Here is a 26,166-nt window from a genome sequence, read left to right as displayed (position 1 = left end):
AAAGGAGGCGTTGCCGGCGACAAACAGACGGAAGGCGAAAGAAGCTTCAAACATAGCCATGTGAAAAGGGGGAAAAGGGATGAAAAAAAGAGTTCTTAGCGCAGCTTTTTCCGGAATGCTCGCCCTAGCGCTTGCCCTTGCAGGCTGCAGCGGCGGCCAACAGGCAGCCCAGACGTCCGACAATCAGGGTGGTCAGCAGCAGCCGGAGCAAACGCAGCCACAGCAGCCGACTGACACGGGCAAAAAGGGTGAAAAAGTACTGATCTACGGCCGCGGCGGCGATACCGTCAACCTCGACCCGGCTACGATCGATGACGGTGAATCATCCCGTGTAACGGAAAACATTATGGAGACCCTGGTCGTATACGCCGACGGTACAATGGAGGTCGTTCCCGGGCTGGCCGAGAAATGGGATATTGATCCGAGCGGCCTCAAGTACACCTTCCATCTGCGCAAGGGCGTAAAGTTCCACGACGGCACTGACTTCAATGCCGAAGCCGTCAAATTCAACTTCGACCGCTGGATGGACAAGAGCAACCCGCTGCACAGCCCGGAAGGATTTGCCTACTACAACGACATGTTTGGCGGTTACAAGGGCGATCCCGATCACGTGATCAAAGAAGTGAAGGTCGTCGACGAGTACACCGTCGAGTTTGATTTGAACCGCTCACAGGCGCCGTTCCTGGCCAATCTGGGCATGTTTCCGTTCGCGATCGCTTCGCCAAAGGCGCTGCAGGAGCAAAAGGACAAGTTTGGCGAGCATCCGGTCGGAACCGGACCGTTTAAATTCGTCGAGTGGCAGCGAAATGACCATATCACAATCGAGAAAAATCCTGATTACTGGAACAAAGATCTCCCGAAGCTGGACAAAGTGGTATTCAAGGCCATCCCCGACAACAGCGCCCGCTTGACCGCCCTGCAGTCAGGCGAAATAGACGTCATGGACGGCCTCAACCCGGAAGACGCCGAGACAGTCAAGGCAAACAGCGACCTGCAGCTCTTGACCCGGCCGCCGATGAACATCGGTTTCCTCAGCTTCAACGTGGAAAAGAAACCGTTTGACGACAAGCGGGTCCGGCAGGCGATTGCCTATGCCGTCAACAAGCCGGCGCTGGTCGAAGCCTTCTACTCGGGTCTGGCTATACCGGCGGTCAACATCATGCCGCCGATCCTGCTGGGGTACAACGATCAGATCAAGGACCGCGAATTCAACCTCGAAAAGGCGAAGCAGCTGCTCTCTGAAGCGGGTTACCCCAATGGATTTAAAGCGAAGTTCTGGGCGATGCCTGTTCCGCGCCCCTATATCCCCAATGGACAAAAGATGGCCGAGGCAATGCAGCAGGATTTCAAAAAAATCGGCATTGAGACCGAGATCGTCACGATGGACTGGGCGACCTACCTCGACAAGACGAAGAAGGGCGAGCAGGAGATGTACCTCCTCGGCTGGAACGGGGACAACGGCGACCCGGACAACTTCATCTACGTCCTGCTCGATAAAAACAACATCGGAGGCGCAAACCGCACCCGCTACGCCAACGAAGAAGTTCACCAGCTTCTGCTGAAAGCACAGACGGAAGTGGACTCGGCCAAGCGCAGCGAGCTGTACAAAAAGGTGCAGGAGATCTTGTTTGATGAGGTGCCGGTCGTTCCGATCGCACACGCGGAGCCGGGTATAGCGGCAAAGGCGAGTATCAAAAACTATATTCCTCATCCGAAAGGCACAGAGTACCTGAAAAAAGTAGATATGGAATAAGGCTGTAAAAACTGCGGGAGACGGGCAAGGGGGGATCCTCTCCTTGCCCGCCATTGCTTCCCATGGCGATCTCTCACACGAACAAATGCAAATAAGAGCGAGGAGATGGTCACTTGCTAGCGTATACAGCCCGTCGGCTGCTGATGTTGATCCCTGTCCTTTTGGGCATGTCCATCGTCGTTTTTTCGATCATTCACGCCATCCCTGGAGATCCGGCATTGACCATTCTCGGCGAGAAAGCAAGTCCAAAAGCAATCGCCGAACTTCGGGAAAGCCTCGGCTTGAACAACCCCTGGTACATTCAATATTTCGCCTATTTGAAAGATATTGTGACGGGAAACCTGGGCATCTCGCTGCACACGAAGGCGCCCATTGCCGCTGAAATCGTTCCATACCTGGCCGCTACAGCCGAATTGACAGTGGTCAGCATGTTTTTTGCGGTGTTCATCGGGGTAAATGCGGGCATCATTTCCGCCTGGAAACAGAATTCCTGGTTTGACTATATCGCCATGCTGATCGCCCTGATTGGCGTCTCGATGCCGGTCTTCTGGCTTGGCTTGATGGAACAGTGGTATTTTGCCCAGGAACTGAAATGGCTGCCTTCGATTGGAAGGGATAATCCGCGTGATCCGGTTGTCGCTGTCACGCACTTTTATATACTTGATTCGCTGATCGCCGGCCGCTTCGACCAGTTTAAAGAGGTGATCCAGCACCTGATCCTGCCCGGTGTGGCGCTCGGTACCATCCCGATGGCCATCATCGCCCGCATTACCCGGTCAAGCATGCTGGAGGTGATGCGCTCTGACTTCATCCGCACGGCGAGGGCAAAAGGGGTCGGGCAATTCCTGGTCGTGTACAAGCACGGATTGAAGAATGCCTTTATTCCCGTGCTTACCGTAATCGGATTGCAGACGGGCCACTTGCTCGGCGGCGCCATACTGACGGAGACGATCTTTGGCTGGCCGGGCGTAGGAAGGTACATCTACTCGGCGATCCTCAACCGCGATTACACCGTGATCCAATCCGGTGTCCTCGTCATCGCAACCATCTTCGTCATGATCAATCTCGTGGTCGACTTGCTGTACGCCTACATCGATCCGCGCATTAAATACCGGTAAAGGAGGAGGATGGACATGGCCGAAGTAGAAATAACGACAGTCCCGCTGAACCGGACAGACGAGGAAGTATCTTCTCCGTGGCGGGATGCGTGGCGCACGCTGCGGCGAAACAAGTTGGCAATGCTCGGTTTGGGAATTATCGTTTTTTTTGTGGCAGTTGCCCTGCTCGCTCCCGTCATCGCCAGGTACCCCTATGACGAAGGCGAACTGCTAAACCGCAACAAGCCGCCGTCCGCCGAGCATTGGTTTGGAACCGATTACAACGGGCGGGACATGTTTTCCCGGATCGTCTACGGAGCACGCATCTCCCTTTGGGTAGGCACATCCTCCGTGATCGGCTCGATCGTCGTCGGTTCGCTGCTCGGGCTGCTCGCCGGATTTTACGGCAAGTGGATCGACATGCTGATCTCGCGGATTTTTGACATTATGCTGGCCTTTCCCAGTATTCTTCTCGCCATTGCAATCGTCGCGATCCTGGGACCCTCCCTGCGTAATGCCCTCCTGGCGATCGCCATCATCAATGTGCCTACGTTTGGGCGGTTGATCCGGTCAAGGGTGATGAGCCTGAAGGAGGAGGAGTTTGTGATGGCAGCCAAAGCGCTCGGGATGACTGATGCTCGGATCATTTTCCATCACTTGCTGCCGAACAGCCTGGCGCCGATCATCGTAACCGGGACGCTGTGTGTGGCGACGGCGATCATCGAGGCGGCTGCCCTGGGATTTTTGGGATTAGGCGCCCAACCGCCGCAGCCGGAGTGGGGGAAGATGCTGTCAGATGCCAAAGAGTACATTCAAAAAGCCCCCTGGACGATGATTTTTCCTGGAATTTCGATCATGCTGACCGTCCTCGGGTTCAACCTGGTCGGAGACGGGCTGCGCGACGCCATCGATCCCCGCATGAAGAACTAGCCTTTCTTCTCATCCGGGTAAGATCGTGATATGCTCGAAATGAGTACGGAGAAAGACAGGTGAGTGCAAATGAGTCAACAGCGGATTCTCACGCTGCAAACATGGATGGAACAGAATGGACTGGATGCGGTTCTCGTGACGGATCCACGACACGTCTACTACCTGACCGGTTTTATGACAGACCCGCACGAACGGTTTTTGGGTTTGGCCATTCCGGGCGAGGGTGAGCCGGTGCTGATCGTGCCGGCGCTTGAGCGCGAAGCGGCTGCGGCTGTTTCCTCCGTTCAGAAAATCATGACCCATACGGATACGCAGGACCCCTATGCCGTGTTGAAACAGGCTCTGCCTGATCGGCTAAACCGGCTGGGCGTAGAAAAGAACCAACTGACCGTCAATCGGTTTGAAGCGATTGCCGCAGCGGTCGGGGCGGCTGCCTACATCGACGTTGAGACGCCGCTGCAGGCGATGCGGCTGAAAAAGAGCCCGGATGAGGTGCAGCGCATCAAGCGGGCGATTGAAGTGATCGAAGAAGTGCTGCGCCGCGGACTGCAAAAAGTAAAAGCCGGTATAAGCGAGTTGGAGATCGTCGCTGAGCTGGAGTACCAGATGAAGATGCTCGGTGCCGATGGCCCGTCGTTTGGGACGACGGTACTGGCGGGTGAAAAAGCGGCACTGCCGCACGGCAATCCGGGAGAGCGGAAAATCCGGCAGGGTGAGCTGCTGCTGTTTGACCTCGGTGTGTACGTGGATGGATATGCGTCCGACATCACCCGGACGTTTGCCGTAGGTGATGTGGATGACCGGCAAAAAGCTGTCTATGACGCTGTGCTAGGTGCAAATCAGGCGGCGATTGAAGCGACCCGGCCGGGAGTGACGCTGGCCAGCCTGGATCAGGCGGCTCGCGATGTCATCACGGAACGCGGCTATGGCGAGTACTTCATCCACCGCCTGGGACACGGTCTCGGCATCGATGTGCACGAGTACCCGTCTGTTCACGGGAAGAACCAGGAGCTGACATCGGCAGGGATGGTCTTCACCATCGAACCCGGAATCTACCTGCCCGGGGTATGCGGCGTCCGCATCGAAGACGACGTTCTGGTGACTGACGAGGGAGTAGAGGTGCTGACCCGTTTTCCGAAAGAGCTTACCGTGATCGGTTGACGGCAGCCGGCATTGCGGCAGCCCAATTGAAAAAAGGAATCGCGAAGGGGAGCAATGGCTACCTGCTGTTTTTACGCAGAATCGCGGCGTTGTTTGTCTTTGCGGGAAAAATCCCTCAACACAAAAGGTTGGGGGATTTTTTCCGTCTTTCTGTAACCAAACTGCCGCCTGCTGCATCTAAAGAGTGAGGGCTTCGAGAGGAGTGAGAGGACTGAACGGGTTGGATTCACGATTAGAGCAGACGAAGGAGGCTAAATTATCTGCGCTGATGCAGGAGTACGGGACCAAAGTGCTCCGGCTCGTCTACCTGATGGTTGGAGACCGCAGCGCAGCGGAGGATATTACGCAGGATGTATTTGTCAAGGTATACCGCAGCCTGGACGGATTTCGCGGGGAATCGGCAATCCAGACCTGGCTGTACAAAATTGCTGTCAACGAGTCCAAGGGCTACCTGCGATCGTGGGCTTTTCGCCGAGTGTTTCCGGCTTCCAGGATATTCAGGCAAAGTCAGACCACGGTGGAAGCAGAAGCCTTGGAAAAACTGGGCAGGGAAAATGTCGCCCAGCTGGTGATGAGCCTGCCTGCCGCCTACCGGGAAGTGATTCTCTTGTACTACTACGGAGGACTGTCTATTGTTGAGACTGCTGAAGCGCTTGGCGTGTCGGAAGGGGCGGTACGCACCCGGCTTCACCGGGCACGGCAGCAGCTGAAGCCGCTGTTGATCGAGGAGGGATTGGGATGGACGTAGACAAATCGCTGCAGCAGCTGCGTGACACGGCAGACCGTACATTATTACAGGATGTCGTCTTCTCCGCGGAGATGGAGCGGCAGGTGTTTGAGCGAGTGCGAAGAACTGGGTCTGGCGGCAAGCGGGGCTGGTTTTTCGGAGGATGGATAGCGGCCGCCGCAATCCTCATTTGTCTGATCGGTTGGGCCGGCTCAGACAGCATCTCTGAGTGGCTGGGTCACTCCGGTCGGGCAGCGGGCTCGCCATCCGATACATGGCAGCCGTCCCAGCACGTCACCGGCACATACGAAGGCAATCCATTCAGCTATGTCGGTGAAAAACCGGTCCGGATCATCGCCGGGGAGATGTATGAGGGACAGGGTCAGAAAGTGATGTGGCTGTTGAACGGAAGCTTTGCCTCGACCGTACAGATCGTCGGCACCAGCGCAGCCGGAGAAAAGGTGGAGCTGGGAAGCTGGAGTGTAGGGGGGCCGGTCTACGATGCTGACGGCAGCTTCCCGTCATCCATCGCACTGCCTGACGCAGGGGTCTGGAAGCTGGAGGTGATCTCTGCCGGAGAGCCGCTCGGCCACGTGTTTGTCGAAGTGAAGGGCGGGGTGAGCGACGCCTCCAAAGAGTGGTTGGAACCGCTGCTGATCCAATACCTGACCCGCAACAAAGCGTTTGACGGGGTTGGCTCGCCGCGCTTTGCCAGCGTCGATATTTTCGGAGTGGAAGGCAATGCCGACCGAAAGACCGTCTACGCCTGGGCGCTGGTCGAGTCGATCGGCAAAGAGGGGGATGAGTACGTCACGAAGGCGGGTGTAAGTTTGCCGCTGGCGTTTCAAATCGAGTTCGGCTTCCAACTTGCCTCAAAGGGGAGCGATTACCGGGTAGTGAGCCACCAGGAGCCGAAAGACGGGAATTTGTACTGGCCCAGCATTGAGCAGATCTTTCCGGCCAAATACCTGAAGCAAGTCAGTGAGCGGCAAGGAAATGTGGAGGATCTGCATCGGCAGAATATAGAGAAGTACCGCCAAAACGAGGAATCGGGCAAATAAGGTGTTGAAGGCCGCAGGCAGGAGTGGGATGCTCCTGCCTGTTTACCGTTTCTCCAAGCAGCCCGCCAGTTCCGTAAGCGAGCCGATCACAGCTTTTGGCAGCATGGGAGCCCAAAGCCCGGGTTCGGCCGAAATTTGTTCAGCACGTGCCTTCTTTTCACAAAACTGTTTTCCGGCCTCGCAAGTTGCCCGTGCAAACGGGTTCATGTCAGCCAGCTCCGGCGGTAATCGCCGGTCGATCAGCACGGAGCAGGTGCCAAACCGGTTCGCCAGACAGACATCGTGGTCGATCCGGTCGCCGACATGAGCGGCGATGCCTCCTTGCCTGCACAATGTGTCAAAGATCCGCACGTCGGGCTTGGCAAAGCCGACGCGATCGGGGGTGACGACGGCGTCAAACAGGTCGGCCAATCCCAGCGCCTGCATCACCGGATACTGAAACTTGAAATAGCCGTTGGTCACAGCAGCCAATGCGTAGCCTCCCGCTTTCAGTGCAGCCAGCGCGTCCAGTACGCCCTCCTCCAAGAGGGAAACCTTAGGCTCGCAGGAGTGCTTGATGACCAGCTGTTCAATGTCGATGGCAAGCACAAGTCCCAGCCGCTCAAGCAGGCCGCTGAGGATGTCATCCCAGTCATAGGCCTCCACGTACATGTGCCGGGCCAGACGCCGCTCGTGTTCGGCGATCATCTCGCCCCTTGCGTCACACGCAGTGGCGGAGCCGGCCTCGGCTGCCACAATCGCATCGATTTCCGGAAATACCCATTCCTGGAAGGGGTTTTGCATCAGGGTTCCATCCAGGTCAAACGTAATCCATCTTTTCACTCGCAATAACTCCTATCCTCCAAGAATCTGGTATCATTCTACCATCATTTGACCTGAAGGATAGGAAAATTCCGAAACTTTCCGACTTAAACGAGATGCAGGGAGAAAAAAATAGGCCGACTGGGGCTGAATACAGGGACAAAAGATGTAGCAAAATTTTCTGATATTTATTGACATTTGAAATATTGTTTCATAAAATGAGCCTATGAATGATGATGAAAGCGGTGTTATCGATGCTGAACGGGTGCCTTGCCAGCCTGCAGGCCATACTTGAGGACTTGAAGCCATCACAGCAAAAAGTAGCGGAATACATATTGGCCCACCCCGAAGAAGTGGTTACGCTGTCGGTGCAGAGATTGGCCAAACGGAGCGGCGTGTCGGAGGCGACCGTGGTCCGGTTGGCCCAGTTGTTGAACTTTGCGGGGTACCAGGAGCTGAAGCTTCGAATTGCCGGTGATTTGACGAGAAGCGTCGCGATTGGAAGCTACCAGGAAATTATGATCGGCGGGTCAGTCGAATCGATCGTTCAGGCCGTCAGCACCAACAACATTCAGTCGGTACAGGATACGGTCAGCGTGTTGTCGGTTGAGGAAGTGAAGAAAGCGGCGGACGCGCTGGCTGCCGCCCGCAAGATCGACGTCTACGGAGTTGGCGCGTCTGCCGTGATCGCGTCCGACTTGAAGCAAAAGCTTACGCGCATCAACATGTGGTGCGAGGCCCATTCCGATTTTCACGCCCAGCTCACCTCGGCCGTCAATCTGGGCGGAGACGACGTCGCCTTTGGGATCTCGTATTCGGGCCAGACGGAAGATGTGATCCAGTCCCTTTCGGAAGCGAAACAGCAAGGAGCTCTGATCATTACCCTGACCAAATTCGGACCTTCTCCGGTCGCTGACCTGGCAGATATCCGGCTCCATACCAGCTCCGTCGAAAAGAGCATTCGCAGCGGCGCCATGGCCTCCCGCATCGCCCAATTAAATGTGATCGACATTCTGTTCATCACGATCGTAAGCAAGCTGAATGAAAAAGTCATTCCACTCCTGGAAAAGACCAGAGGAGCTGTCAGCCGCAGAAAGCGCGGCACAGAGTAGCTGCAGGTCCGGCAATCGATTTGCGTGCGTGAAGGTGGCCTGACGAAAGTCCGCCGGGCTCCATTTTAGCGGTTATCCAAAAATGTAAAAGGGGGAAGAAGAGATGAAGAAAAAACGCGTGTCGGTGTTCCTTTCCACGCTGCTGGTCGCTTCGGCATTGCTGGGTGCCTGCAGCAGCAATACCTCGTCTCCTGACACCGGCAGCCAAGGGGGAAAAGAAAACCAGGGCAGCCAGGGAAGTCAGGAACAGGTCGTGCTCAGCATGCACAGCTGGCGGGTGGAGGACGGGGATGGCTACAAGAAGATCATCAAAGAGTTTGAACAGACAAACCCCGGCGTCAAAATCGAATTCAAGGCGTTTAAGTCCACCGAGTACAACACGATTTTGAACACGGCACTGCAAGGAGACAGCGGTCCGGACATCATGCAGCTGCGCCCGTACCAGGCGGGAATGTCGCTCGCCGACTCCGGCTACCTCGAACCGCTTGACTCTGTGCCCGGCATCAACAATTTTGCGCCGGATGTGCTGAAGGCGGCGACTGCCAAGGACGGCAAGGTATACGGTGTGCCGCTGTCGCTCAACTCGACGCAAATCTACTACAACAAGAAAATATTTGCCGATCAGGGCATCCAGGAGCCGAAAACCTGGGATGAACTGCTCCAGACGGCCAAGGCGCTCAAAGACAAGGGGATTACGCCGTTCGCCTTCGGAGCCAAGGAAGCCTGGCTGCTGTCGCTCAGCCACGGCGTGATCGCACCTGCCACATACGGCGGCAACGATTTCGTCGACAAAGTGCAAAAAGGCGAGGCGAACTTCCTCAGTCCGGAGTTCAAAAAGTCGATCGAACAAATGAAGGAACTGGCGCCGTACTTCCCGGACAACTTCGTCGGCCTGGATCAAAACGATACCCGGGCGCTGTTCGCCACGGAAAAGGCGGCGATGTACATCCACGGCAGCTTTGACCTCGATCCGATGCGCAAGCTGAATCCAAATCTTGATGTCGACTTCTTTACGCTGCACGGCCAAGACGGCAATCCGCTGATCACCACCTGGGTCGACGGCTCCTGGGGCGTCAATGCCAAGTCGACCCACAAGGAAGCAGCGCTGAAATTCATGGAATTCATGGCGACCCAAAAATTTGGCGAGATGTTTGCGAACGAGTTCAAGCGAATCAGCGCTGTCCCCGGCGTCAAGGTAGACGACCCGCTGGTCAACAAAATGGCGGAGCTAACGGAGAAGAACGCGACGCCGTACCTGATTCTCGTCTACTTCGGGGAGGGGAATCCGACCACCAAGGCGGAATTGGAGAACAGCCTCCAGGGCATGTACCTGAATAAAATGACGCCGGATCAAGTGGCCGAGACGATTCAAAAATCTGCGGAAGGCTGGTATGCGCCGTTCAAAAAGTAAAGCAGACGAGGGGGAGTAAAACATCTGTTTTACTCCCCTCCTATTCTCCAGGTGAAAGTTGGTGAACCATATGCAAGAAGCGACGGAGCGAGCCGGCAGGTCAAAACGGAGCCGGCGCTGGCTCATCCACCTGTTTCCGCTCCCGGCCCTGCTCGTCTACGCGGCGTTTGCCATTTATCCGATCTTCTCCGCGTTTACATACAGTCTGTACGACTGGGAAGGGATCTCCCGCAAAGGGTTTGTCGGATTCCAGAATTTCGTCACGCTGTTTACGGTGGAGCCGTTTAACGAAATGTTCTGGAATGCGATCAAGCACAACCTGGTCTACTTCATCGTGGAAATGGTCGTCCAAAACGGGATTGCCTTTGGACTTGCATACGTCATCTACCGGAAGATCAGGGGTTCCGGAGTGCTGAAGGCTGCTTATTTCCTACCCAGGCTGCTGTCGGTCATCATCGTCGGTTTTTTGTGGAAGCTGATCCTCAATCCCAACTTCGGGGCGCTTAATGCCCTGCTGACCTACCTGGGGCTTGAGGCGTGGGCCCGGCCGTGGCTGGGGGATCCCAGTACTGCTCTCATGACGATTATATTGATCAATTGTTGGTTCGGCATTGGTTTTGCCGTGCTGATCTTCCTCGCCGGCTTGCAATCCATCCCGGAGGAATTGGTGGAAGCGGCCCGGCTGGACGGTGCCAGCGGCTTGACGCTGCTGCGCAAGATCATCCTCCCGCTGGTGATGCCGTCAGTAACGATCATGACAATTCTCACGTTTATCCAGGCATTTGAAGCATTCGAACTGATCTACGCGATGGAGGGTTCGCAGGGGGAACCGTTCCGTTCCACCGACACACTGGCCGTCTATTTCTACCGACTGGCATTTGGCGGGCCAAGCGGCCCAGGCTCCGTGGCGATCGGACTCGGCTCGGCGCTGTCCGTTATTTTGTTCATCATCGTCGCCTCTGTGTCGGCCATTTCAGTGTTTCTCTTGCGCAAAAAGGAAGTCCAGCATTAGAGCTGGGCATGATTCCAGCACCCAATCCAGTCTGCTGTTAACACGGTGAAAAGGAGGGACAAAAGTGAAAACAAGCGTCGGGGCGAGGTCTCTGCAGTACCTCTTCGCTTATTTGTTTGGGTTGATTGCGATCTATCCGATCTTTTTGATGATCGTCTCATCGTTTAAGACGAATGAGGAAATCCTTGCGGCTCCGCTCAGCCTGCCGGCTTCGTTCGGCATTGAGTCATATGTGAGCTTGTGGGAATCCGTGCCGTTTGCCGATTTTTTCTGGAACAGCGTGTTCGTCAGCGTCGTTTCCGTCCTGCTCATTTTGCTGTTCTCTGCGTTGGCGGCCTTTTACCTTGCGAGATTTTCCTTCAAGTGGAACGGGCTGCTCTACTTTTTCTTTCTGATCGGCTTGATGATTCCGATCAAGCTGGGGATCGTTCCGCTGTTCCTGCTGATGAAACAGTTGGGGCTGTTAAACTCCCTGTTGTCACTGATCCTCATCAACACAGCGGGAGGCATCCCGATTTCCGTGTTCATCCTGACCGGTTTTTTTCGCACGCTGCCCGTACAGTTGGAAGAGGCGGCCCGAATTGACGGCTGCAACGACTTTCAGGTCTTTTGGCGGGTGCTGCTGCCATTGATCCGACCGGCATTGGGTACGGTGATGATCATTAACTTTATTCAAGCGTGGAACGACTTCTTTTTCCCGCTGATCTTTATTCAAGAAGACATCAAGAAGACGATCCCGGCCGGCATGCTCAGCCTGTTCGGAGAATACGAAACCGACTGGAGCATGCTGTTCGCCGGTTTGACTCTGTCCGCGCTGCCGATGATCATCGTCTTCTTGCTGGCATCTAAACAATTTATGGAAGGACTGACCGCAGGTGCAGTCAAGTAACGGTGTATGGATTGGAATTGACGGCGGCGGGACGAAGACGACGGCAGCCCTCTGTACGGCAAAGGGAGAGATCCTGGCTGCCGCTACTTCGGACGCCTCCAACCCGCTTTCCCGCCCTTGGTCGCATGTCGAGCAGACGCTGCGGCAGCTGATCGAAGGGCTGCTGCTGACGTCCGGCAGACAGAAGGATGAGGTGGAGGCGATCGTATTCGGCCTTGCTGGTGCCGATCGCGACGAGGTGAAGGAGCTGATTGCCTCTGCTTTTGGCGGGGAGTTCGGCGGCAAGCTGGTGCTGGACAACGACGCGGCGACAGCGCTGTACGCGGGTACCTGGGGGGAGCCGGGGGTCGTCCTGATCGCCGGCACCGGATCGATCGCGTACGGTGTGTCACGGGATGAAAAACGCTGCCGAGTCGGAGGGTGGGGCTATCTTTTGGGCGACGAAGGAAGCGGGTTTTCCCTAGGCAGGGATGCCCTGATCGCCTGCTTGCGCCACTACGATGGAAGGGGCCCGAAGACTCTGCTGACAGAGCTGCTGCTTCGCCACTACGGCGCAAGCGATCCCAGCCAGTTGATTCACCTGGTATACAGTGCGGAAAATCAGCGGAAACAGATCAGCGAATTAAGCCGCGTGCTGCTGGCAGCGGCGGAACAAGGGGACGAGACGGCGTGCAGACTGGTCGAGCAGGCGGCGGAAGCGCTGGTGGAACTGGCTTCGACCTGCCTGGCAAAACTGGCGGAGCCGCTGCCGGTTGTCCTCGCCGGCGGGCTGCTCGCCTCGGGCAACCCGCTGCAGCGGCAGGTGAAAGCGCGGCTGTCGACCATGGCTGCCGTCGTTTCGCCGTCCGTTCCGCCGGTGGCGGGGGCGCTTGTGCTTGCGCTGAAGAGCCGCGGGCTGGCGGTTGACGAGGCGCGCAAAGAACGCATCATGTGCAGTTGGCCCAAGCACGGGAAAGGATGAAGGATATGCTGGAAAAGCTGCGGGAACTGACGACAGAGATGAAGAACGAGCAGACGCGGGATCTGGACAACCTGTCTATACCGCAAATCGTAAAGCTGATGAATGAAGAAGATAAAAAGGTGGCTGCTGCCGTGGAAGAGGTGCTGGAGGATGTGGCAAAGGCTGCCGAGTTGATTGTGGCTTCGCTCAAGAACGGCGGCCGGCTCTTCTACTTCGGCGCCGGCACGAGCGGCCGGTTGGGCGTGCTTGACGCCGCAGAGTGTCCGCCTACCTTCGGCACCGACCCGTCGCTCGTCACCGGAGTCATCGCCGGCGGCCCGTCAGCATTGGTCAGGTCAGTCGAAGGAGCAGAAGACAGCCAGGGACTTGGGCAGGAAGACGTACGCAAATGCGGCGTGCGGGCAGGTGACGTTGTCGTCGGGATCGCTGCCAGCGGCCGGACGCCGTATGTGATCGGCGCATTGACGGAAGCGAAAGCAAGACAAGCTGTAACCATCTCGCTTTCCTGCAACAGCGGCTCGCTGATCGATCACGAAGTCGATGCCAGCATCAATGTCGTCGTGGGTCCGGAAGTGGTTGCGGGTTCGACCCGGTTAAAGGCAGGCACGGCGCAAAAGATGGTGCTTAACATGCTGACGACCGCCGCGATGATCAAATTGGGCAAAGTGTACGGCAACTTGATGGTAAACGTCCAGGCGACCAACGGAAAGCTCAGGGAGCGGGTCAAGCGCATCGTGATGGACGTCACCGGGCTTAGCTACCGCGAGGCGGAGAAGCTCACAGATGCCGCCGCCGGAGACGCCCGCGCGGCCATCGTCATGCACAAGACCGGCCTTGGCAGATCGGAAGCCAGCCAGCTCCTGCTGCATACCGGCGGAAACGTCCGACAGGCGCTGGAGATGTGGGCGAAGATGGGGTGATTCCTTTTTGATCGACGTGCCGTTTTTTGTAGTGCAGACGGCTGTTCACTGAAAATAATGTATTAGACACGAAAAATAAAGTATTAGACTCTGAAAATAAAGTTATAGACCGAAGTGGGGGATTAAGCAAACGGGCAGTTATGCGCAATTAATGTTGCGATTTTTAATTACAGAGAATGTGGTATAGCGCAGAATGAGGATGAGGAAGATGCCATAGCCCAACTGGGAGAGCGCATCGCTGGCAACGATGAGGTAGGGCAGGAGAGAACCCCTGAAGGGTTCGTCCCGCGCGGACGGAGCGAACGAGTTGACGTTCGAAGGAATACATCGAGTGGAGGAGCACGGCGTCTGAATCTCCCGCTGCGAACTGCATCGGCGAATTGGCTTCGTCAGCAGGTGACGTACCAGCCGGACTCACAGATGTAGTGTCGATCACAGCGGGAGACGCCTATTCGTTGGCGCTGAAATCGGACGGTCACACTTTTTCCTTTTCTCTCATCCCCCTCCCCACACTGGCAATGTAGTGGTCGTCGGTTCGATCCCGATAGGGTCCACCATATATAAATGTAACGCAGTTAGTTGGGGATAAAGTTTTCTGATTCCAGCACAAAAAACTCGCCCAAAATGTACGAGTTTTTTTCTACCTAGTAGAATGGCAAAAAGCAAATTAGAATACTTCTAACACAAAACTATTATTCTATATGGTATGGTTTGGGCGGGGATACTATTTGTGGCAGGTCCATAGATAACAATTAGATCTCGGTTCACGGGGTCTCTAGAAAAGGGTTGCCCATTTGTTAACACGATTTGGGTATTTGGAGAAATATTTAATTGTAATTGCCCGTCACTACTCACCATCTGACTATTAAAATAATCTACTTTTACATTCTGAAATGAGCTATATTTTACCATGACAAGTGCTCGATATTGTGGAGGGTAAATAAAAGGAACAGGCGCATTGCCATCATAATATCCAGTTACGCGATCGCCTATTGCCACCATTACATGGTCTACAAAGTAAGTTGTAGGTGATACTACGAAATTAACTGATGCTCCTAAACCGTTATCTACAGATATTAATTTATAACAGCCTTCCCCTTCGCCATTTTGTCCTGTAATGAAATCACTTATCATTGTAACGGTCCCCTGAAAAGAATAGAAATTAATCATACAAATACCTCCATTGCTTAAAGGCAGGTAGTGGGCCTATTGGAGATAGTCCTCTTTCCATTCATGGTGGTGAGATTAAACCTTTAGACTTTTGCACATCTTATCGTCAAGTTGATTAATGATTCCTCCAAAAAATTAAAAATGTAATACAGGATATAGACCCCTACTTCTAAACTAATTTATGTGAAATTATCGGGATAGGTGAATATCATCTTTGTCTTTGCTTGGTCCTTTTTCCTCCTTTTCCGATATTGTAGATTTCTATCCTATTGTTAATGTTTATCAAACAAATACCTACAAATTTTATTCAGTACCAAAAAGTTTTTTGCCGATGACTATTTGTAATAAACATTGAATGTTGTTCAACTAACGGAGAAAATAGTTGAGTGGTAACCATAACAGCGGGCAGTACAGCTTCCTCGCTGGTGTGCCACGTACGAAGCGAGCCCATTTTTCTCTGCTTACTCGGACCATCATAGCCAAACTCAAAAACGTGGGATTCCCCGCGTTTTTCTTATGTCATGAGATATATTCAATGATTTCTGAAAATTTTGTTGATTACTACCGAAAGGTGTTGTATTAATTATAGTATAGTAAATTTATTTTCATTTTAGTAAAGGGGTGAGTCTATTGGATACAGCATTGTCGAATCGTTTTTTTTGGATGGAGGAAGGCTCCAGAGCACACTCGGATCAGATTCAGCAAACCATTCACGGGTTCTCCAATCAGGACTACGTCCAGGAGGTACAGCACAGCATCCGTCGATTTTCCGAGGAGATCAGTCAAAACAGCCTGCAGCTGTATGCCGGCACCAATGTGATGAGTCCGGCGGCAGAGGCTGCTCTGTCCTCCCAGATCGGAAGCCTGCCCAGCATGGGACATCCCGGAAACAAATACCAGACCGGCCTTGCTCACACAGAGAAGGTAGAAGTCATCATGTACGAGCTGATCAACCGCGTCTTTGGCTCTATTCACGGCGAATTTCGCCTGTTTTCCGGCACGCTGGCCAATGCAGCGGTGATTTTCTCGTATGTTAAGCCGGGTGAATCGATCATGGTGCTGCCGGAATGGGCAGGGGGACATGCCAGCCATCACCAGGTTGGGGTGGCGGGACATATGCAGCTTGACATTCAAGAGATACCCTACGATGCGGCCAACATGACGGTCGACGTGACAGCGTTTGCCGCCAAGGTGAAGGAAGTGAAGCCAAAACTGGTCATCGTCGGCGGCAGTCTGGCCCTGACCCGCTACCCCGTGAGGGAGATGAAGGAAATCTGCCAGAAACAGGGCGCCATTCTGTTGTATGACGCGGCCCACTTATCCGGATTAATCGCCGGTCGGGAGTACCAGCTGCCGCTGGAAGAAGGGGCAGATGTCATGACGATGTCCACGTATAAAAGCCTGGGCGGGCCTCCCGGAGGACTGATCGTAACGAAAAATCCGGAGGTCGCCCGGCGCATCGACCGCGTCACCTACCCGGGATTTGTGGCCAACTACGACGCCAACCGGATCTGTTCGCTGGCGATTTCACTGGCGGAAACCGCCGAGTTCGGCCAGGCGTATGCGAAAGATTGCATCAAAAACGCCCAGTTGCTGGCGGCCCATCTGGCGGACAACGGCCTGCCGGTTCTGCAGCCGGTTGCCGAATACACACAGACTCATCACGTGGCGATTGACGCCCGTCCGTTTGGCGGCGGCGGGAAAGTGGCGCGGGATGTGGAGCCATCCGGGATTTTATTCAGCGGCATTGAACTGCCCGGCGAAAAAGCGGCACGTGACAACAACGGCATCCGCATCGGGGTACAGGAAGTCACCCGATGGGGCATGAAACCGGATGAAATGAAGCTTATCGCAGAGTGGACGGCAGATGCTGTATTTGGCCGACGGTCTAAAGAAGAGATCAAGCGGGATGTTGTGACGCTGCGAAAATCATTCCAGCAGGTTCATTACTGTTTCTGAACGGGGGATCCAGATGGAAACACCTATCGCGATCGAAAACAGACAGGGGCAGCGGATGATCGGCGTGCTCCATCTTCCTGACACAGTTTCAGCAGGGCCGGCTGTCGTCTTTGCCCACGGGTTTTTGGGCGTCAAGTCTGCCCCCCACCGGCTGTTCGTCAAAATGGCGAGAGCCTTGACCCGTCAGGGAATCGCCTGCTTTCGGTTTGACTACACTGGCTCTGGTGATTCCGAGGGGGATTTTCCCGAGGTAACGATCACCGGTGAATGTAATGACCTGATCGATGCGATCACGCATATGGCAGGGCTGAAAGAGTATCGCGTGCAGGAGCTTGGGCTGATCGGATACAGTCTGGGAGGATGTGTCGCCTCCCTGGCTGCGCCCGCCTCGCCCATTCCCGTAACGTGTCTCGTTTTATGGGCGCCCGTCTCTGACCCCTTGGAAAATTTTACGCATTTGTTGGGGGAAGAGCGGATAAGCCAGGGACTTCGCGGCGATCCGGTTGAATTTGAAGGGGAAATCATCGGCCCGGCTTTTATCCAGGAACTTCCCTCGCTGCACCCCGTAGACAGCATCAGCTGTTTTCCCGAACCCGTTCTGGTCATTCACGGCGAAGGTGACAGGGATGTCTTGTTTGCAAATGGCTTGTCCTATGCGCAGGTGTTTCGCCATCCGCAAAGCCGGCTGCTTTCACATCCTGCTGCAGGTCACCTCTTCGACAGTTTTCACAGCGAGTCGCTGCTTATCCGGCAAACGCTTGATTGGTCGTGTGAAATTTTAAAAAAATGAGGCAAGGACGTTTAGGGGCAATTTTCTCGTTTTGTAATTTATCTGAAAATTTAAACAACTAAAAAGGAGTTGGTCGTTTATGAGGAAGAAAATCGCGGTTTTCGCTGCAGCCACCCTTTCAGCGGCACTGATGCTTGCAGGATGCGGAAGCGCTGCAAATAACGCCGGCGGAGGTTCTCCGGAAAAGCCCCCGCAAGCAAGTGAAAAGAGCGAAAGCCCGTCCGCAAGCGGCGAAAAAATTCTCATTGCGACGCAAAGTCCGCTGTCCGGACCGCAGGCTGCGCTTGGAGATGCCATCAAGTCGGGGGCGGAATTTGCGCTGAATCTGAAGAAAAAGGAGTTTCAGGAATTGGGGTTTGATCTGCAGCTGTTTCCCCAGGACGATCAGGCCGACGCAAAACAGGGGGTGGCGAATGCGGAGCTGCTCGTCTCCAACCCGGATGTGCTGGGGGTCATCGGCCACTACAATTCGGGTGTCACGATCGCCTCTTCGGTCAAGTACGATTCGGCCAATCTGGTTATGATTGCGCCTACTGCTTCCAGCGTGCAGCTGACGGAAGAGGGGAAAAAGGTCGTCCACCGCATCTGTGCCCGTGACGATTCGCAAGGGCCCAGCGGAGCCAGGTACGCCAAAAATCAACTGGGTGTGAAAACCGCCTTTCTCATTCACGACAAATCGGCTTACGGACAGGGGATCGCCGACGAGGTAAAGAAGGCATTTAGTGAACTGGGGGTAGAGGTGCTCGGTTACGAAGGCGTCACCCAAGGTGAAAAGGACTACAGTGCGGTGATCAATCAGGTGGTCGCCAAAAGTCCCGATCTGCTCTATTTTGGCGGGATTTACCCGGAAGGAGGCGTCCTGGTCAAGCAGGCCCGCGAAAAAGGCTTTCAAGGCGTGTTCATGGGCGGTGACGGGATAGACTCCGCCGAGATGATCAAGATCGCCGGCCCGGCGGCGGAAGGGGTCGTCTTTACCTCGGTAGCCGGAGACGTGACACAGACGGCGGAGGGCAAAGAGTGGGTGGCGGAGTATGAAAAAACGCTGGGCAAAAAGCCGGAATCGATCTCTGTCTACGGCTTTGACGCGATGAACGTGCTGTTGAACGGTCTTAAGGAAGCGATCAAGGCAAATGGCGGGAAAAAGCCGACACGGGAACAGGTGCTGGAAGCCGTGCACCAGACGAAGGACTTCAAAGGGCAGTTTACTACTGTTACCTTTGACGAGAAGGGCGACAACAAGTATTCCGATGTTTTTATCTACAGATATGACAAGGACAAATCGGTCTTCGTCGGCAAAGCTGAATAAAAAGAGCGGTAAAAAATTCCACCATTCTGATAAAATAGGGATCGAAGATGAAGTTGAAACCAGACCAAAGGATGAAGTACCGTGGTAATGGATCTTGGAGCAAAATTGAAGGAGATTCGGCAGGGGCAGCGGATGACCCTGTCCGAGTTGGCCAAAAAAACAGGCTTGTCCACCGGGTATTTGAGCAATGTAGAGCGCAATATCAACAGTCCGACAATCGAGTCGCTCCGAAAGATCGTCGATGCCCTCTCGATTTCGTTCGTCGACCTGCTGCATGAAGAAAAAGAAGAAGTCGCCGTCGTCAGAAAGGACGAGCGGGTTGCGATGATCAGGGCAAAAGACGAATCGATCCTTTATGAATTGCTCTCCCCGTCGCGGAACAAAGCGCTGGAAGCGATGCTGCTCACCCTGAAACCGGGTGCGGCATCGGGCAAAAAATCGCACGCCCACTCTGGAGAGGAGATCGGTTTTATCATTACCGGCAGGCTGCTCTACACCGTTGGCCAGAAGACGTATACGCTGGAAGCAGGGGATGCGATCTACTATGATGCGTCGCTTCCCCACCATTACAAGAACATCGGGGATACGGATTGTGTGAGCATCTGGGTGGTCACTCCCCCCTCGTTTTAAGCAAGGCGAAGGAGTCTGCGTGCAGCAGGTTTGCACGTCCGGCTCCTTTCGCTTTTTTTAAAGATCCATTTACTATAAGTGAAAAATTACGCCCATAAGCGAATAGATAATGACCGTCGAAAATAAGACCGTCATGTGAAACAGGGAGTATACAAACATGGATTTTGCCCATTTCTCCGAATCCATCTGTTTATAACCGAAAATACTTAACATAAGCCATGAAACACTTAAAAGCAGGGCTACGAACATAAGGCCAAGGCTTAAAGATCCAAAAAGAAAACTGATTGCAATTAACATGATCAAATAGATGTTCGTTTGTATATATGTTCTTTTCACACCTTTGACCACTGGGAGCATAGGAACCTTTGCAGCCTTGTACTCGTCGTGCTTCCGAATCGCTATGGCATAGAAATGCGGCATTTGCCAAATGACTGTAATCACAAAAAGGCCGAGAATGGCGGGATGTGTGATGTCAGGATGAATGGCAGCCCATCCTATGAGAGGCGGCATTGCTCCGGAAATACTTCCGATCTCCGTATTGTAAATCGTTCTTCTCTTGCTCCACATCGTATAGGGAACAACATAAAAAAACAAACCTAGAAACCCTAGGAATGCCGCTAGAGGAGTTGCGAATGCAAGCGCCGCTATACCGAAGACAGACATGAAGATGCCAAGCCACAATACTGTTTTGGGCTTGATTTCGCCTGTCACAGTCGGTCTGTTTTTGGTTCGTTCCATAAGGGAATCTATATCTCGGTCGTACATGTTATTAAAAGCCCCTGCTGCACCTATTACCAAAATCGAACCAATCAAGGCGAATACCATTTCTGAAAACTTTTCAAAAAGGCCGATTTGATATGTATATAATGCCAATGTCAATCCTGCAAACATTGGAATCAGGTTTGATTTGATAATCCCTGTTTTTATCGTTTGCGACAATATTTTTGACAAACTCTGTTTCTGTGTAGTAAGGTTTTCTTCCGTCCGCATTATTCCCCTCTTCCCCTAATGACCATTTTCATCCTGCATTGAATTTATATACTATATGGTATGTTAATTCTCTGTGGTATGCTTGTCAATTTCCATCAAATCATAGACCAACAGCACTTGCTTTCCCATTCTACCGCGCTGCAAAAGATGTTCATGTCCCCATAGCAAGAACATTTTCATTTGTTCAACATTTTCCGAACAAGACCTTGGGTTGGCACCAAAATTTTCAACGACCGGTTTCCGATCTTGAAGCTTATATTGCTGTCATTTTTTCGCTTTGTTATAATCGATCTTAGTGCATTTTTTGCAAAAGCTAATTGTCCACATCGTGTGGGAGGGAATAGACATATGGATCGCCGAGAAAGACAAAAACACATTCGCAACTTCTCTATCATAGCCCACATCGACCATGGGAAGTCAACATTGGCCGACCGGATTTTGGAGTTGACCGGAGCTCTCTCGTCACGCGAGATGGAGGCGCAGTTTCTTGATTCGATGGATTTGGAGCGAGAGCGCGGGATTACGATCAAATTGAATGCCGTGCGTTTGCAATACAAAGCAAAAGACGGGCAGGAGTACATCCTGCACCTGATCGACACGCCGGGACACGTCGATTTTACCTATGAAGTCTCCCGAAGCCTGGCAGCCTGTGAAGGCGCGCTGCTGGTGGTCGACGCAGCACAAGGGATTGAAGCGCAGACCCTGGCCAACGTCTACCTGGCGCTGGACAACAATCTGGAGATCATCCCGATCATCAATAAAATCGACCTGCCCAGTGCAGAGCCGGAACGCGTCAAGCAGGAGGTAGAGGATGTGATCGGCCTGGACGCCAGTGACGCCTGCCTGACCTCGGCCAAGGCCGGCATTGGCATCGAGGACGTGCTGGAAGCGGTGGTGACGAAGGTGCCCGCTCCGGAGGGCGATCCCGATGCCCCGCTGCAGGCGCTGATCTTCGACTCCTACTTCGACCCTTACCGCGGCGTCATCGCTTCTGTGCGGATCGTCAACGGAACCATGCGCAAGGGCATGAAGATCAAGATGATGGCGACGAACAAGACATTCGAGGTCACGGAAGTGGGCACCTCGACGCCGCGCCAGACGCCTGTAGAAGAATTGACGGTGGGGGATGTCGGCTACGTCGCCGCGTCGATCAAGACGGTCGGCGACACCCGCGTCGGCGATACGATTACCGATGCGAGCCGGCCGGCAGCCGAACCGCTGCCCGGTTACCGGAAGATCAACCCGATGGTCTTCTGCGGACTTTATCCGATCGACACGAGCGAGTACAACGATCTGCGCGAGGCGCTGGAAAAACTGCAGTTGAACGATGCCTCGCTCCAGTTCGAACCGGAGACGTCGCAAGCGCTCGGCTTTGGCTTCCGCTGCGGCTTTTTGGGACTTTTGCACATGGAGATCATCCAGGAGCGGATCGAGAGGGAGTTCAATATCGACCTGATCACGACCGCTCCCAGCGTAATCTACCGCGTCACCCAGACGAACGGGGAAACGCTGGAAATCGACAATCCGTCGAAGATGCCGCCCGTGCAAAAGATCGAGCAAATCGAAGAGCCGTATGTGACGGCTACCGTGATGGTGCCCAAGGACTACGTAGGCGACGTCATGCAGCTCTGCCAGGGAAAGCGGGGAGAGTTCCTGGACATGCAGTACCTGGGTGAAAACCGCGTTCAACTGAAGTACGACATCCCGCTGTCGGAGATCGTGTACGACTTCTTCGACCTGCTGAAGTCGGGGACCAAGGGCTACGCTTCCTTTGATTACGAGATGAAGGGTTACAAGCCGTCGAAGCTGGTGAAAATGGACATTCTGCTGAATGGCGAGGTTGTGGACGCCTTGTCCTTTATCGTGCATAAAGACAGCGCATACGGACGCGGCAAGATCATCTGCGAGAAATTGAAGGAACTGATTCCGCGCCAGCAGTTTGAAGTGCCTATCCAGGCGGCGATCGGCCAAAAGATCGTGGCTCGCGAGACGATCAGCGCGATGCGCAAAAACGTGCTCGCCAAGTGTTACGGCGGGGACATCAGCCGGAAGCGCAAACTCCTCGAAAAGCAAAAAGAAGGGAAAAAGCGGATGAAAGCAGTCGGTTCGGTAGAAGTGCCGCAAGAAGCCTTCATGGCTGTCCTGCGCATGGACGAGAAAAAATAGGATTGGTGTACGACCTGGCGAACGAAACGGCGTCAGGTCTTTGTACGTCTGTTTTTGTTTATACTTTCGGAAAGTTAAATTTCGCTAACGCGTTACATGATGAAAGTGTAAGAAAAACGTAGGTTTTCGCTATTTGACTTGGCGATAAGCCAAGTTTTTCTAAACGGAAAGGAGGGGAGTGAAATGCCCCCCAAGTCGGTTTACATTCACATCCCGTTCTGCACTAACAAGTGCTACTACTGCGACTTTAACTCATTTGTGACCAACAATCCGCAGCTCATCTGGGATTATCTGGAAGCCTTGCGGGCGGAGATGGAGCTGACATTTGCCCGCACGCCGGCGGAGGAGATCGAGACGATCTTCGTCGGCGGCGGTACGCCTACCTTCCTGGACCAAAGACAGATGCAAGCGTTTTTGGAGATCGTCCAGGAACACCTGGGCGATCGGCTGGCCCCAGGCTACGAGTGGAGCATGGAAGCCAACCCCGGAACGACCGATTACGACAAGCTGTCCCTGATGCGTTCCTTCGGGGTAAACCGGCTCAGCTTCGGCGTCCAGTCGTTTGACGAGCATCTGCTCGCGCGGCTCGGCCGGATCCACGACGTCAGCGATGTCTACGCCAGTCTGGAAAACGCCGTGCGGGCAGGCTTTGACAACCTTTCCATCGACCTGATGTTCGGCTTGCCGGACCAGAACCTGGAGAGGTTTCGCGAATCGCTGGGCAAAGCTCTGGCTCTGCCGCTCTCCCATCTCTCCGCCTACAGCTTAAAGGTGGAGGAAAATACGCTGTTTCATACCTTATATCAAAAAGACCAGCTCCCTCTGCCGACAGAAGAAGTGGAACTGGAAATGTACCTCACTCTGATCGATACGCTGGAAAAGAGCGGCCTGCACATGTACGAGATCAGCAATTTCGCCAGACCGGGAAAGGAAAGCCGGCACAACAAAACCTACTGGCTCAATAACGACTACTACGGGATCGGGGCAGGAGCACACGGGTACGCGGACGGCTGGCGGCACGTCAACGCCGGTCCATTGGCTATCTACACCCGGATGGCCCATGAGGGACTGCCGCGCGTAGAGGAGTTTGCCGTGAGCGAAAGCGAAGCGATGGAGGATCAGATGATTTTGGGTTTGCGGCTGCGCGAAGGGGTTGACAAGGAGCGTTTTGCCGCCCGTTTTGGACGGACGATTGAAGCGGAGTTCGGAAGCATCGTAGCAGAAGAATTGGCCAAAGGCATGCTGGAGGGGACAGCCAGCCATCTGCGTCTGAGCGAGCGCGCCCTGCCGCTCGGCAACGAGGTGTTCGCCCGCTTCCTGCGCGACTGACAGCAGGCCCGGAAGCGATACATTTCCCTGCTTGAAGAAGTTGACAAACACGCAATCTGCTGATAATTTATATAGTATATTTAGCACTCGATCGCTAGGAGTGCTAACAAACGGTCAAGACCGTATACCCCTCTCATCTATCATCGGGGGGCAAAATTGTTGTCCGAAGCGGTCACCCGGATACGCTCTTGGTGTGCCGTTGCCTTGGCGGCCGCTTCCGAGAATTGTTGTTTGTGAGCGTTGGAACGTTTTCATCAAAAGGGGGCGTAACAGCATGCTGTCTGACCGACAACGCTTGATTTTGAATGCGATTGTGGATAACTACATTAGCTCCGCCGAACCGGTTGGCTCCCGGACGATTTCAAAACGCGAAGACATCGGATTCAGTTCCGCCACAATCCGCAATGAAATGGCCGATCTGGAAGAGTTGGGATATCTTGAGCAGCCCCATACCTCTGCGGGGCGAGTGCCATCGACCAAGGGATACCGTTTTTATGTGGATCACCTGGTAAAGCAGCAGATGCTGACCGGCGAAGAGATGGGCAAGCTGAAGCTGCTGTTTACGGAACAAATCAGCCACGTCGAACGCGTGATCGAAGAGACGGCGGGGATTCTGTCGCAGTTGACCAACTACACGGCGGTTGTACTTGGGCCGGAGATATTCGAGCACCGCTTGAAACACGTACAGATCATTCCGCTTCATGATTCCCAAGCGGTAGCGATCATCGTGACGAATACAGGGCACGTAGAAAATAAATTGATAGACCTGCCCCACGGAATATCCGCTTCGGAGATTGAGAAGCTGGTGAACATTCTCAACAGCAAGCTGATCGACGTGCCGCTGTGGCAGCTCCGCCGCCGCCTGTACGAGGAAATCGCGCTAGAGATGCGGCGCAATGTGGAACAGTATGAGGAAATGCTGCACATCATAGAAGGGACGTTCAAACATGAACCGACGGATCGCGTTTTCCTCAGCGGAGCGACGAAGATCATGGCTCAGCCCGAGTTTCGGGACGTGGAAAAGGTGAAGGATATACTGGAGCTCTTGGAGCGAAATGATCAACTGATTCAATTGTTTGGCGAGGTCCACGCAGGTACGCAGATCCGCATTGGCCAGGAGAATATCGTTGATGCTGTCAAGCAGTGTACGATCATTACGACCCCCTACTACCTGGATGGGAAGCCCGTCGGCATGGTGGGGATACTCGGTCCTACGCGGATGGAGTACGGAAAGGTGTTTACGGTTCTCGACTACCTGGCTGTCGGGTTGAGCAAAATCTTGACCGATCAGTTTGAAGGAAAGTAAAAAGCGGGCGATTGCCCGCTTACATAGGAGGTACGATCGTGGCTGAAAAAGAATCGACAGTAGAAACCCAAGAGACGCAAAATGCCGAGGAGAAGGCAGACGTACAAGCAGAAGAAGCCAACCAGGCTGCCGAAACTGCCGACACCGCTGAAAATGCGGCGGAACAGACAGATCTGGCCGACGAACTTGCACGCTACAAAGCACTGGCTGAAGAAAACCAAAACCGGCTGCTGCGGGCCATGGCCGATATGGACAATATGCGCCGCCGCATGCGCAAGGAACAGGAAGACCTGGCGAAATACGCTTCCATCAACCTGGTAGAGGCCATGCTGCCAGCGCTGGACAACTTCGAGCGCGCGCTTTCCGTCGATAAAGAAACGCTGACGGTGGATACCCTATTAGAGGGAGTAAACATGATTTACCGCCAGATGGTGCAGATGTTGGAGAAAGAAGGGCTGTCCCCGATTGAGTCGGTCGGCAAGCCGTTCGATCTCAACGTCCACCAGGCCGTCATGCAGGTGGAAGACCCTGCGTTCGAATCGGGAGTCATCGTGGAAGAACTGCAGAAAGGCTATCTGTTCAAAGACAGGGTCATTCGTCCCGCAATGGTAAAAGTAAACGCGTAGACCCGGCCAGGCATTGTACCTTTTGCCTTGCCTGGGCCGCGGCAAAATTGAGCTCGGCA

The 26,166-nt window shown here is 54.0% G+C and carries 23 protein-coding genes; 20 read left to right on the top strand and 3 right to left on the bottom strand.

All coding sequences use genetic code 11. The annotated features are described in order from the left end of the window. The first annotated feature begins 79 nt into the window (after window positions 1-79). The 6 genes from ACI7RC_RS05575 to ACI7RC_RS05550 all read left to right on the top strand — a co-directional run bounded on the left by ACI7RC_RS05575 (window position 80) and on the right by ACI7RC_RS05550 (window position 6,729). Window positions 80-1,753 carry an ABC transporter substrate-binding protein gene (locus ACI7RC_RS05575; RefSeq protein WP_408107232.1) on the top strand — a complete coding sequence of 558 codons (1,674 nt, stop codon included), beginning with the start codon at window positions 80-82 and terminating at the stop codon, window positions 1,751-1,753. Window positions 1,754-1,866: 113 nt separating this feature from the next. Further along, window positions 1,867-2,871 carry an ABC transporter permease gene (locus tag ACI7RC_RS05570; RefSeq protein ID WP_408107231.1) on the top strand — a complete coding sequence of 335 codons (1,005 nt, stop codon included), beginning with the start codon at window positions 1,867-1,869 and terminating at the stop codon, window positions 2,869-2,871. Between the two features lie 15 nt (window positions 2,872-2,886). Continuing rightward, window positions 2,887-3,780 (top strand): ABC transporter permease, encoded by an 894-nt coding sequence (locus ACI7RC_RS05565; RefSeq protein ID WP_408107230.1) that lies wholly within the window; start codon window positions 2,887-2,889, stop codon window positions 3,778-3,780. A gap of 69 nt (window positions 3,781-3,849) precedes the next feature. Next, a complete protein-coding gene (locus ACI7RC_RS05560) occupies window positions 3,850-4,941 on the top strand; it encodes a M24 family metallopeptidase (protein WP_408107229.1) in 1,092 nt (363 codons plus the stop codon). A 220-nt stretch (window positions 4,942-5,161) separates the two neighbouring features. Further along, a complete protein-coding gene (locus ACI7RC_RS05555; RefSeq protein WP_408107228.1) occupies window positions 5,162-5,689 on the top strand; it encodes a sigma-70 family RNA polymerase sigma factor in 528 nt (175 codons plus the stop codon). Then, on the top strand, window positions 5,680-6,729 hold the full coding sequence (locus ACI7RC_RS05550; protein WP_408107227.1) for a hypothetical protein: 1,050 nt from the start codon (window positions 5,680-5,682) through the stop codon (window positions 6,727-6,729). The genes ACI7RC_RS05555 and ACI7RC_RS05550 overlap by 10 nt, the downstream gene beginning before the upstream one ends. Window positions 6,730-6,771: 42 nt before the next feature. On the opposite strand, the gene ACI7RC_RS05545 is transcribed toward ACI7RC_RS05550, so the two are convergent. After that, window positions 6,772-7,551 carry an HAD family hydrolase gene (locus ACI7RC_RS05545; protein ID WP_408107226.1) on the bottom strand — a complete coding sequence of 260 codons (780 nt, stop codon included), beginning with the start codon at window positions 7,549-7,551 and terminating at the stop codon, window positions 6,772-6,774. A gap of 209 nt (window positions 7,552-7,760) precedes the next feature. On the opposite strand from ACI7RC_RS05545, the gene ACI7RC_RS05540 reads away from it, so the two are divergent. The 6 genes from ACI7RC_RS05540 (at window position 7,761) to murQ (ending at window position 13,835) form a co-directional block, all read left to right on the top strand. Next, window positions 7,761-8,642, top strand: coding sequence for a MurR/RpiR family transcriptional regulator (locus tag ACI7RC_RS05540; RefSeq protein WP_408107225.1), 882 nt, complete (start codon window positions 7,761-7,763; stop codon window positions 8,640-8,642). A gap of 103 nt (window positions 8,643-8,745) precedes the next feature. Further along, window positions 8,746-10,053 carry an ABC transporter substrate-binding protein gene (locus ACI7RC_RS05535; RefSeq protein ID WP_408107224.1) on the top strand — a complete coding sequence of 436 codons (1,308 nt, stop codon included), beginning with the start codon at window positions 8,746-8,748 and terminating at the stop codon, window positions 10,051-10,053. A 70-nt stretch (window positions 10,054-10,123) separates the two neighbouring features. Next, window positions 10,124-11,065, top strand: coding sequence for a carbohydrate ABC transporter permease (locus tag ACI7RC_RS05530; protein WP_408107262.1), 942 nt, complete (start codon window positions 10,124-10,126; stop codon window positions 11,063-11,065). Window positions 11,066-11,129: 64 nt separating this feature from the next. After that, window positions 11,130-11,954, top strand: coding sequence for a carbohydrate ABC transporter permease (locus ACI7RC_RS05525; protein ID WP_408107223.1), 825 nt, complete (start codon window positions 11,130-11,132; stop codon window positions 11,952-11,954). Continuing rightward, window positions 11,941-12,915: an N-acetylglucosamine kinase gene (locus tag ACI7RC_RS05520; protein ID WP_408107222.1), complete on the top strand. Its 975-nt coding sequence runs from the start codon at window positions 11,941-11,943 to the stop codon at window positions 12,913-12,915. The genes ACI7RC_RS05525 and ACI7RC_RS05520 overlap by 14 nt, the downstream gene beginning before the upstream one ends. Window positions 12,916-12,920: 5 nt before the next feature. Next, window positions 12,921-13,835, top strand: coding sequence for an N-acetylmuramic acid 6-phosphate etherase (gene murQ, locus ACI7RC_RS05515; RefSeq protein WP_408107221.1), 915 nt, complete (start codon window positions 12,921-12,923; stop codon window positions 13,833-13,835). 678 nt (window positions 13,836-14,513) lie between these two features. On the opposite strand, the gene ACI7RC_RS05510 is transcribed toward murQ, so the two are convergent. Then, complete coding sequence (locus ACI7RC_RS05510; RefSeq protein WP_408107220.1) at window positions 14,514-15,005, bottom strand: hypothetical protein; 492 nt, start codon at window positions 15,003-15,005, stop codon at window positions 14,514-14,516. A 630-nt stretch (window positions 15,006-15,635) separates the two neighbouring features. On the opposite strand from ACI7RC_RS05510, the gene ACI7RC_RS05505 reads away from it, so the two are divergent. The 4 genes from ACI7RC_RS05505 to ACI7RC_RS05490 all read left to right on the top strand — a co-directional run bounded on the left by ACI7RC_RS05505 (window position 15,636) and on the right by ACI7RC_RS05490 (window position 19,690). Next, the gene (locus ACI7RC_RS05505; protein ID WP_408107219.1) at window positions 15,636-16,964 is read left to right on the top strand and encodes a serine hydroxymethyltransferase; all 1,329 of its coding nucleotides are present in this window, start codon (window positions 15,636-15,638) and stop codon (window positions 16,962-16,964) included. A 13-nt stretch (window positions 16,965-16,977) separates the two neighbouring features. Further along, the gene (locus tag ACI7RC_RS05500; protein ID WP_408107218.1) at window positions 16,978-17,754 is read left to right on the top strand and encodes an alpha/beta hydrolase family protein; all 777 of its coding nucleotides are present in this window, start codon (window positions 16,978-16,980) and stop codon (window positions 17,752-17,754) included. Window positions 17,755-17,833: 79 nt separating this feature from the next. Continuing rightward, window positions 17,834-19,060, top strand: coding sequence for a branched-chain amino acid ABC transporter substrate-binding protein (locus tag ACI7RC_RS05495; protein WP_408107217.1), 1,227 nt, complete (start codon window positions 17,834-17,836; stop codon window positions 19,058-19,060). An 87-nt stretch (window positions 19,061-19,147) separates the two neighbouring features. Further along, on the top strand, window positions 19,148-19,690 hold the full coding sequence (locus ACI7RC_RS05490; RefSeq protein ID WP_408107261.1) for a cupin domain-containing protein: 543 nt from the start codon (window positions 19,148-19,150) through the stop codon (window positions 19,688-19,690). 72 nt (window positions 19,691-19,762) lie between these two features. On the opposite strand, the gene cyoE is transcribed toward ACI7RC_RS05490, so the two are convergent. Further along, window positions 19,763-20,680 (bottom strand): heme o synthase, encoded by a 918-nt coding sequence (gene cyoE / locus ACI7RC_RS05485; protein ID WP_408107216.1) that lies wholly within the window; start codon window positions 20,678-20,680, stop codon window positions 19,763-19,765. A gap of 348 nt (window positions 20,681-21,028) precedes the next feature. Between cyoE and lepA the strand changes: the two genes are divergently transcribed. The 4 genes from lepA (at window position 21,029) to grpE (ending at window position 26,107) form a co-directional block, all read left to right on the top strand. Then, window positions 21,029-22,846: a translation elongation factor 4 gene (gene lepA, locus ACI7RC_RS05480; protein ID WP_408107215.1), complete on the top strand. Its 1,818-nt coding sequence runs from the start codon at window positions 21,029-21,031 to the stop codon at window positions 22,844-22,846. 183 nt (window positions 22,847-23,029) lie between these two features. Beyond that, window positions 23,030-24,175 (top strand): radical SAM family heme chaperone HemW, encoded by a 1,146-nt coding sequence (hemW, locus tag ACI7RC_RS05475; RefSeq protein WP_408107214.1) that lies wholly within the window; start codon window positions 23,030-23,032, stop codon window positions 24,173-24,175. A 274-nt stretch (window positions 24,176-24,449) separates the two neighbouring features. Then, the gene (gene hrcA, locus ACI7RC_RS05470; RefSeq protein WP_408107213.1) at window positions 24,450-25,481 is read left to right on the top strand and encodes a heat-inducible transcriptional repressor HrcA; all 1,032 of its coding nucleotides are present in this window, start codon (window positions 24,450-24,452) and stop codon (window positions 25,479-25,481) included. 38 nt (window positions 25,482-25,519) lie between these two features. Then, window positions 25,520-26,107 carry a nucleotide exchange factor GrpE gene (gene grpE, locus ACI7RC_RS05465; RefSeq protein WP_408107212.1) on the top strand — a complete coding sequence of 196 codons (588 nt, stop codon included), beginning with the start codon at window positions 25,520-25,522 and terminating at the stop codon, window positions 26,105-26,107. Window positions 26,108-26,166: the final 59 nt, after the last annotated feature.

This window comes from Brevibacillus sp. B_LB10_24 (genome assembly GCF_046036945.1).
Taxonomy (GTDB): domain Bacteria; phylum Bacillota; class Bacilli; order Brevibacillales; family Brevibacillaceae; genus Brevibacillus_C.
This window is presented reverse-complemented; position numbering and strand designations above follow the sequence as displayed.

Coding starts and splice junctions, on each gene's coding strand:
- cyoE (WP_408107216.1), bottom strand. CDS start 20,680: ATGCGGACGGAAGAAAACCTTACTACACAGAAACAGAGTTTGTCAAAA.
- ACI7RC_RS05575 (WP_408107232.1), top strand. CDS start 80: ATGAAAAAAAGAGTTCTTAGCGCAGCTTTTTCCGGAATGCTCGCCCTA.
- hemW (WP_408107214.1), top strand. CDS start 23,030: ATGCCCCCCAAGTCGGTTTACATTCACATCCCGTTCTGCACTAACAAG.
- ACI7RC_RS05565 (WP_408107230.1), top strand. CDS start 2,887: ATGGCCGAAGTAGAAATAACGACAGTCCCGCTGAACCGGACAGACGAG.
- ACI7RC_RS05540 (WP_408107225.1), top strand. CDS start 7,761: ATGATGATGAAAGCGGTGTTATCGATGCTGAACGGGTGCCTTGCCAGC.
- murQ (WP_408107221.1), top strand. CDS start 12,921: ATGCTGGAAAAGCTGCGGGAACTGACGACAGAGATGAAGAACGAGCAG.
- ACI7RC_RS05495 (WP_408107217.1), top strand. CDS start 17,834: ATGAGGAAGAAAATCGCGGTTTTCGCTGCAGCCACCCTTTCAGCGGCA.
- ACI7RC_RS05500 (WP_408107218.1), top strand. CDS start 16,978: ATGGAAACACCTATCGCGATCGAAAACAGACAGGGGCAGCGGATGATC.
- ACI7RC_RS05510 (WP_408107220.1), bottom strand. CDS start 15,005: ATGATTAATTTCTATTCTTTTCAGGGGACCGTTACAATGATAAGTGAT.
- ACI7RC_RS05560 (WP_408107229.1), top strand. CDS start 3,850: ATGAGTCAACAGCGGATTCTCACGCTGCAAACATGGATGGAACAGAAT.
- ACI7RC_RS05530 (WP_408107262.1), top strand. CDS start 10,124: ATGCAAGAAGCGACGGAGCGAGCCGGCAGGTCAAAACGGAGCCGGCGC.
- hrcA (WP_408107213.1), top strand. CDS start 24,450: ATGCTGTCTGACCGACAACGCTTGATTTTGAATGCGATTGTGGATAAC.
- lepA (WP_408107215.1), top strand. CDS start 21,029: ATGGATCGCCGAGAAAGACAAAAACACATTCGCAACTTCTCTATCATA.
- ACI7RC_RS05490 (WP_408107261.1), top strand. CDS start 19,148: ATGGATCTTGGAGCAAAATTGAAGGAGATTCGGCAGGGGCAGCGGATG.
- ACI7RC_RS05550 (WP_408107227.1), top strand. CDS start 5,680: ATGGACGTAGACAAATCGCTGCAGCAGCTGCGTGACACGGCAGACCGT.
- ACI7RC_RS05535 (WP_408107224.1), top strand. CDS start 8,746: ATGAAGAAAAAACGCGTGTCGGTGTTCCTTTCCACGCTGCTGGTCGCT.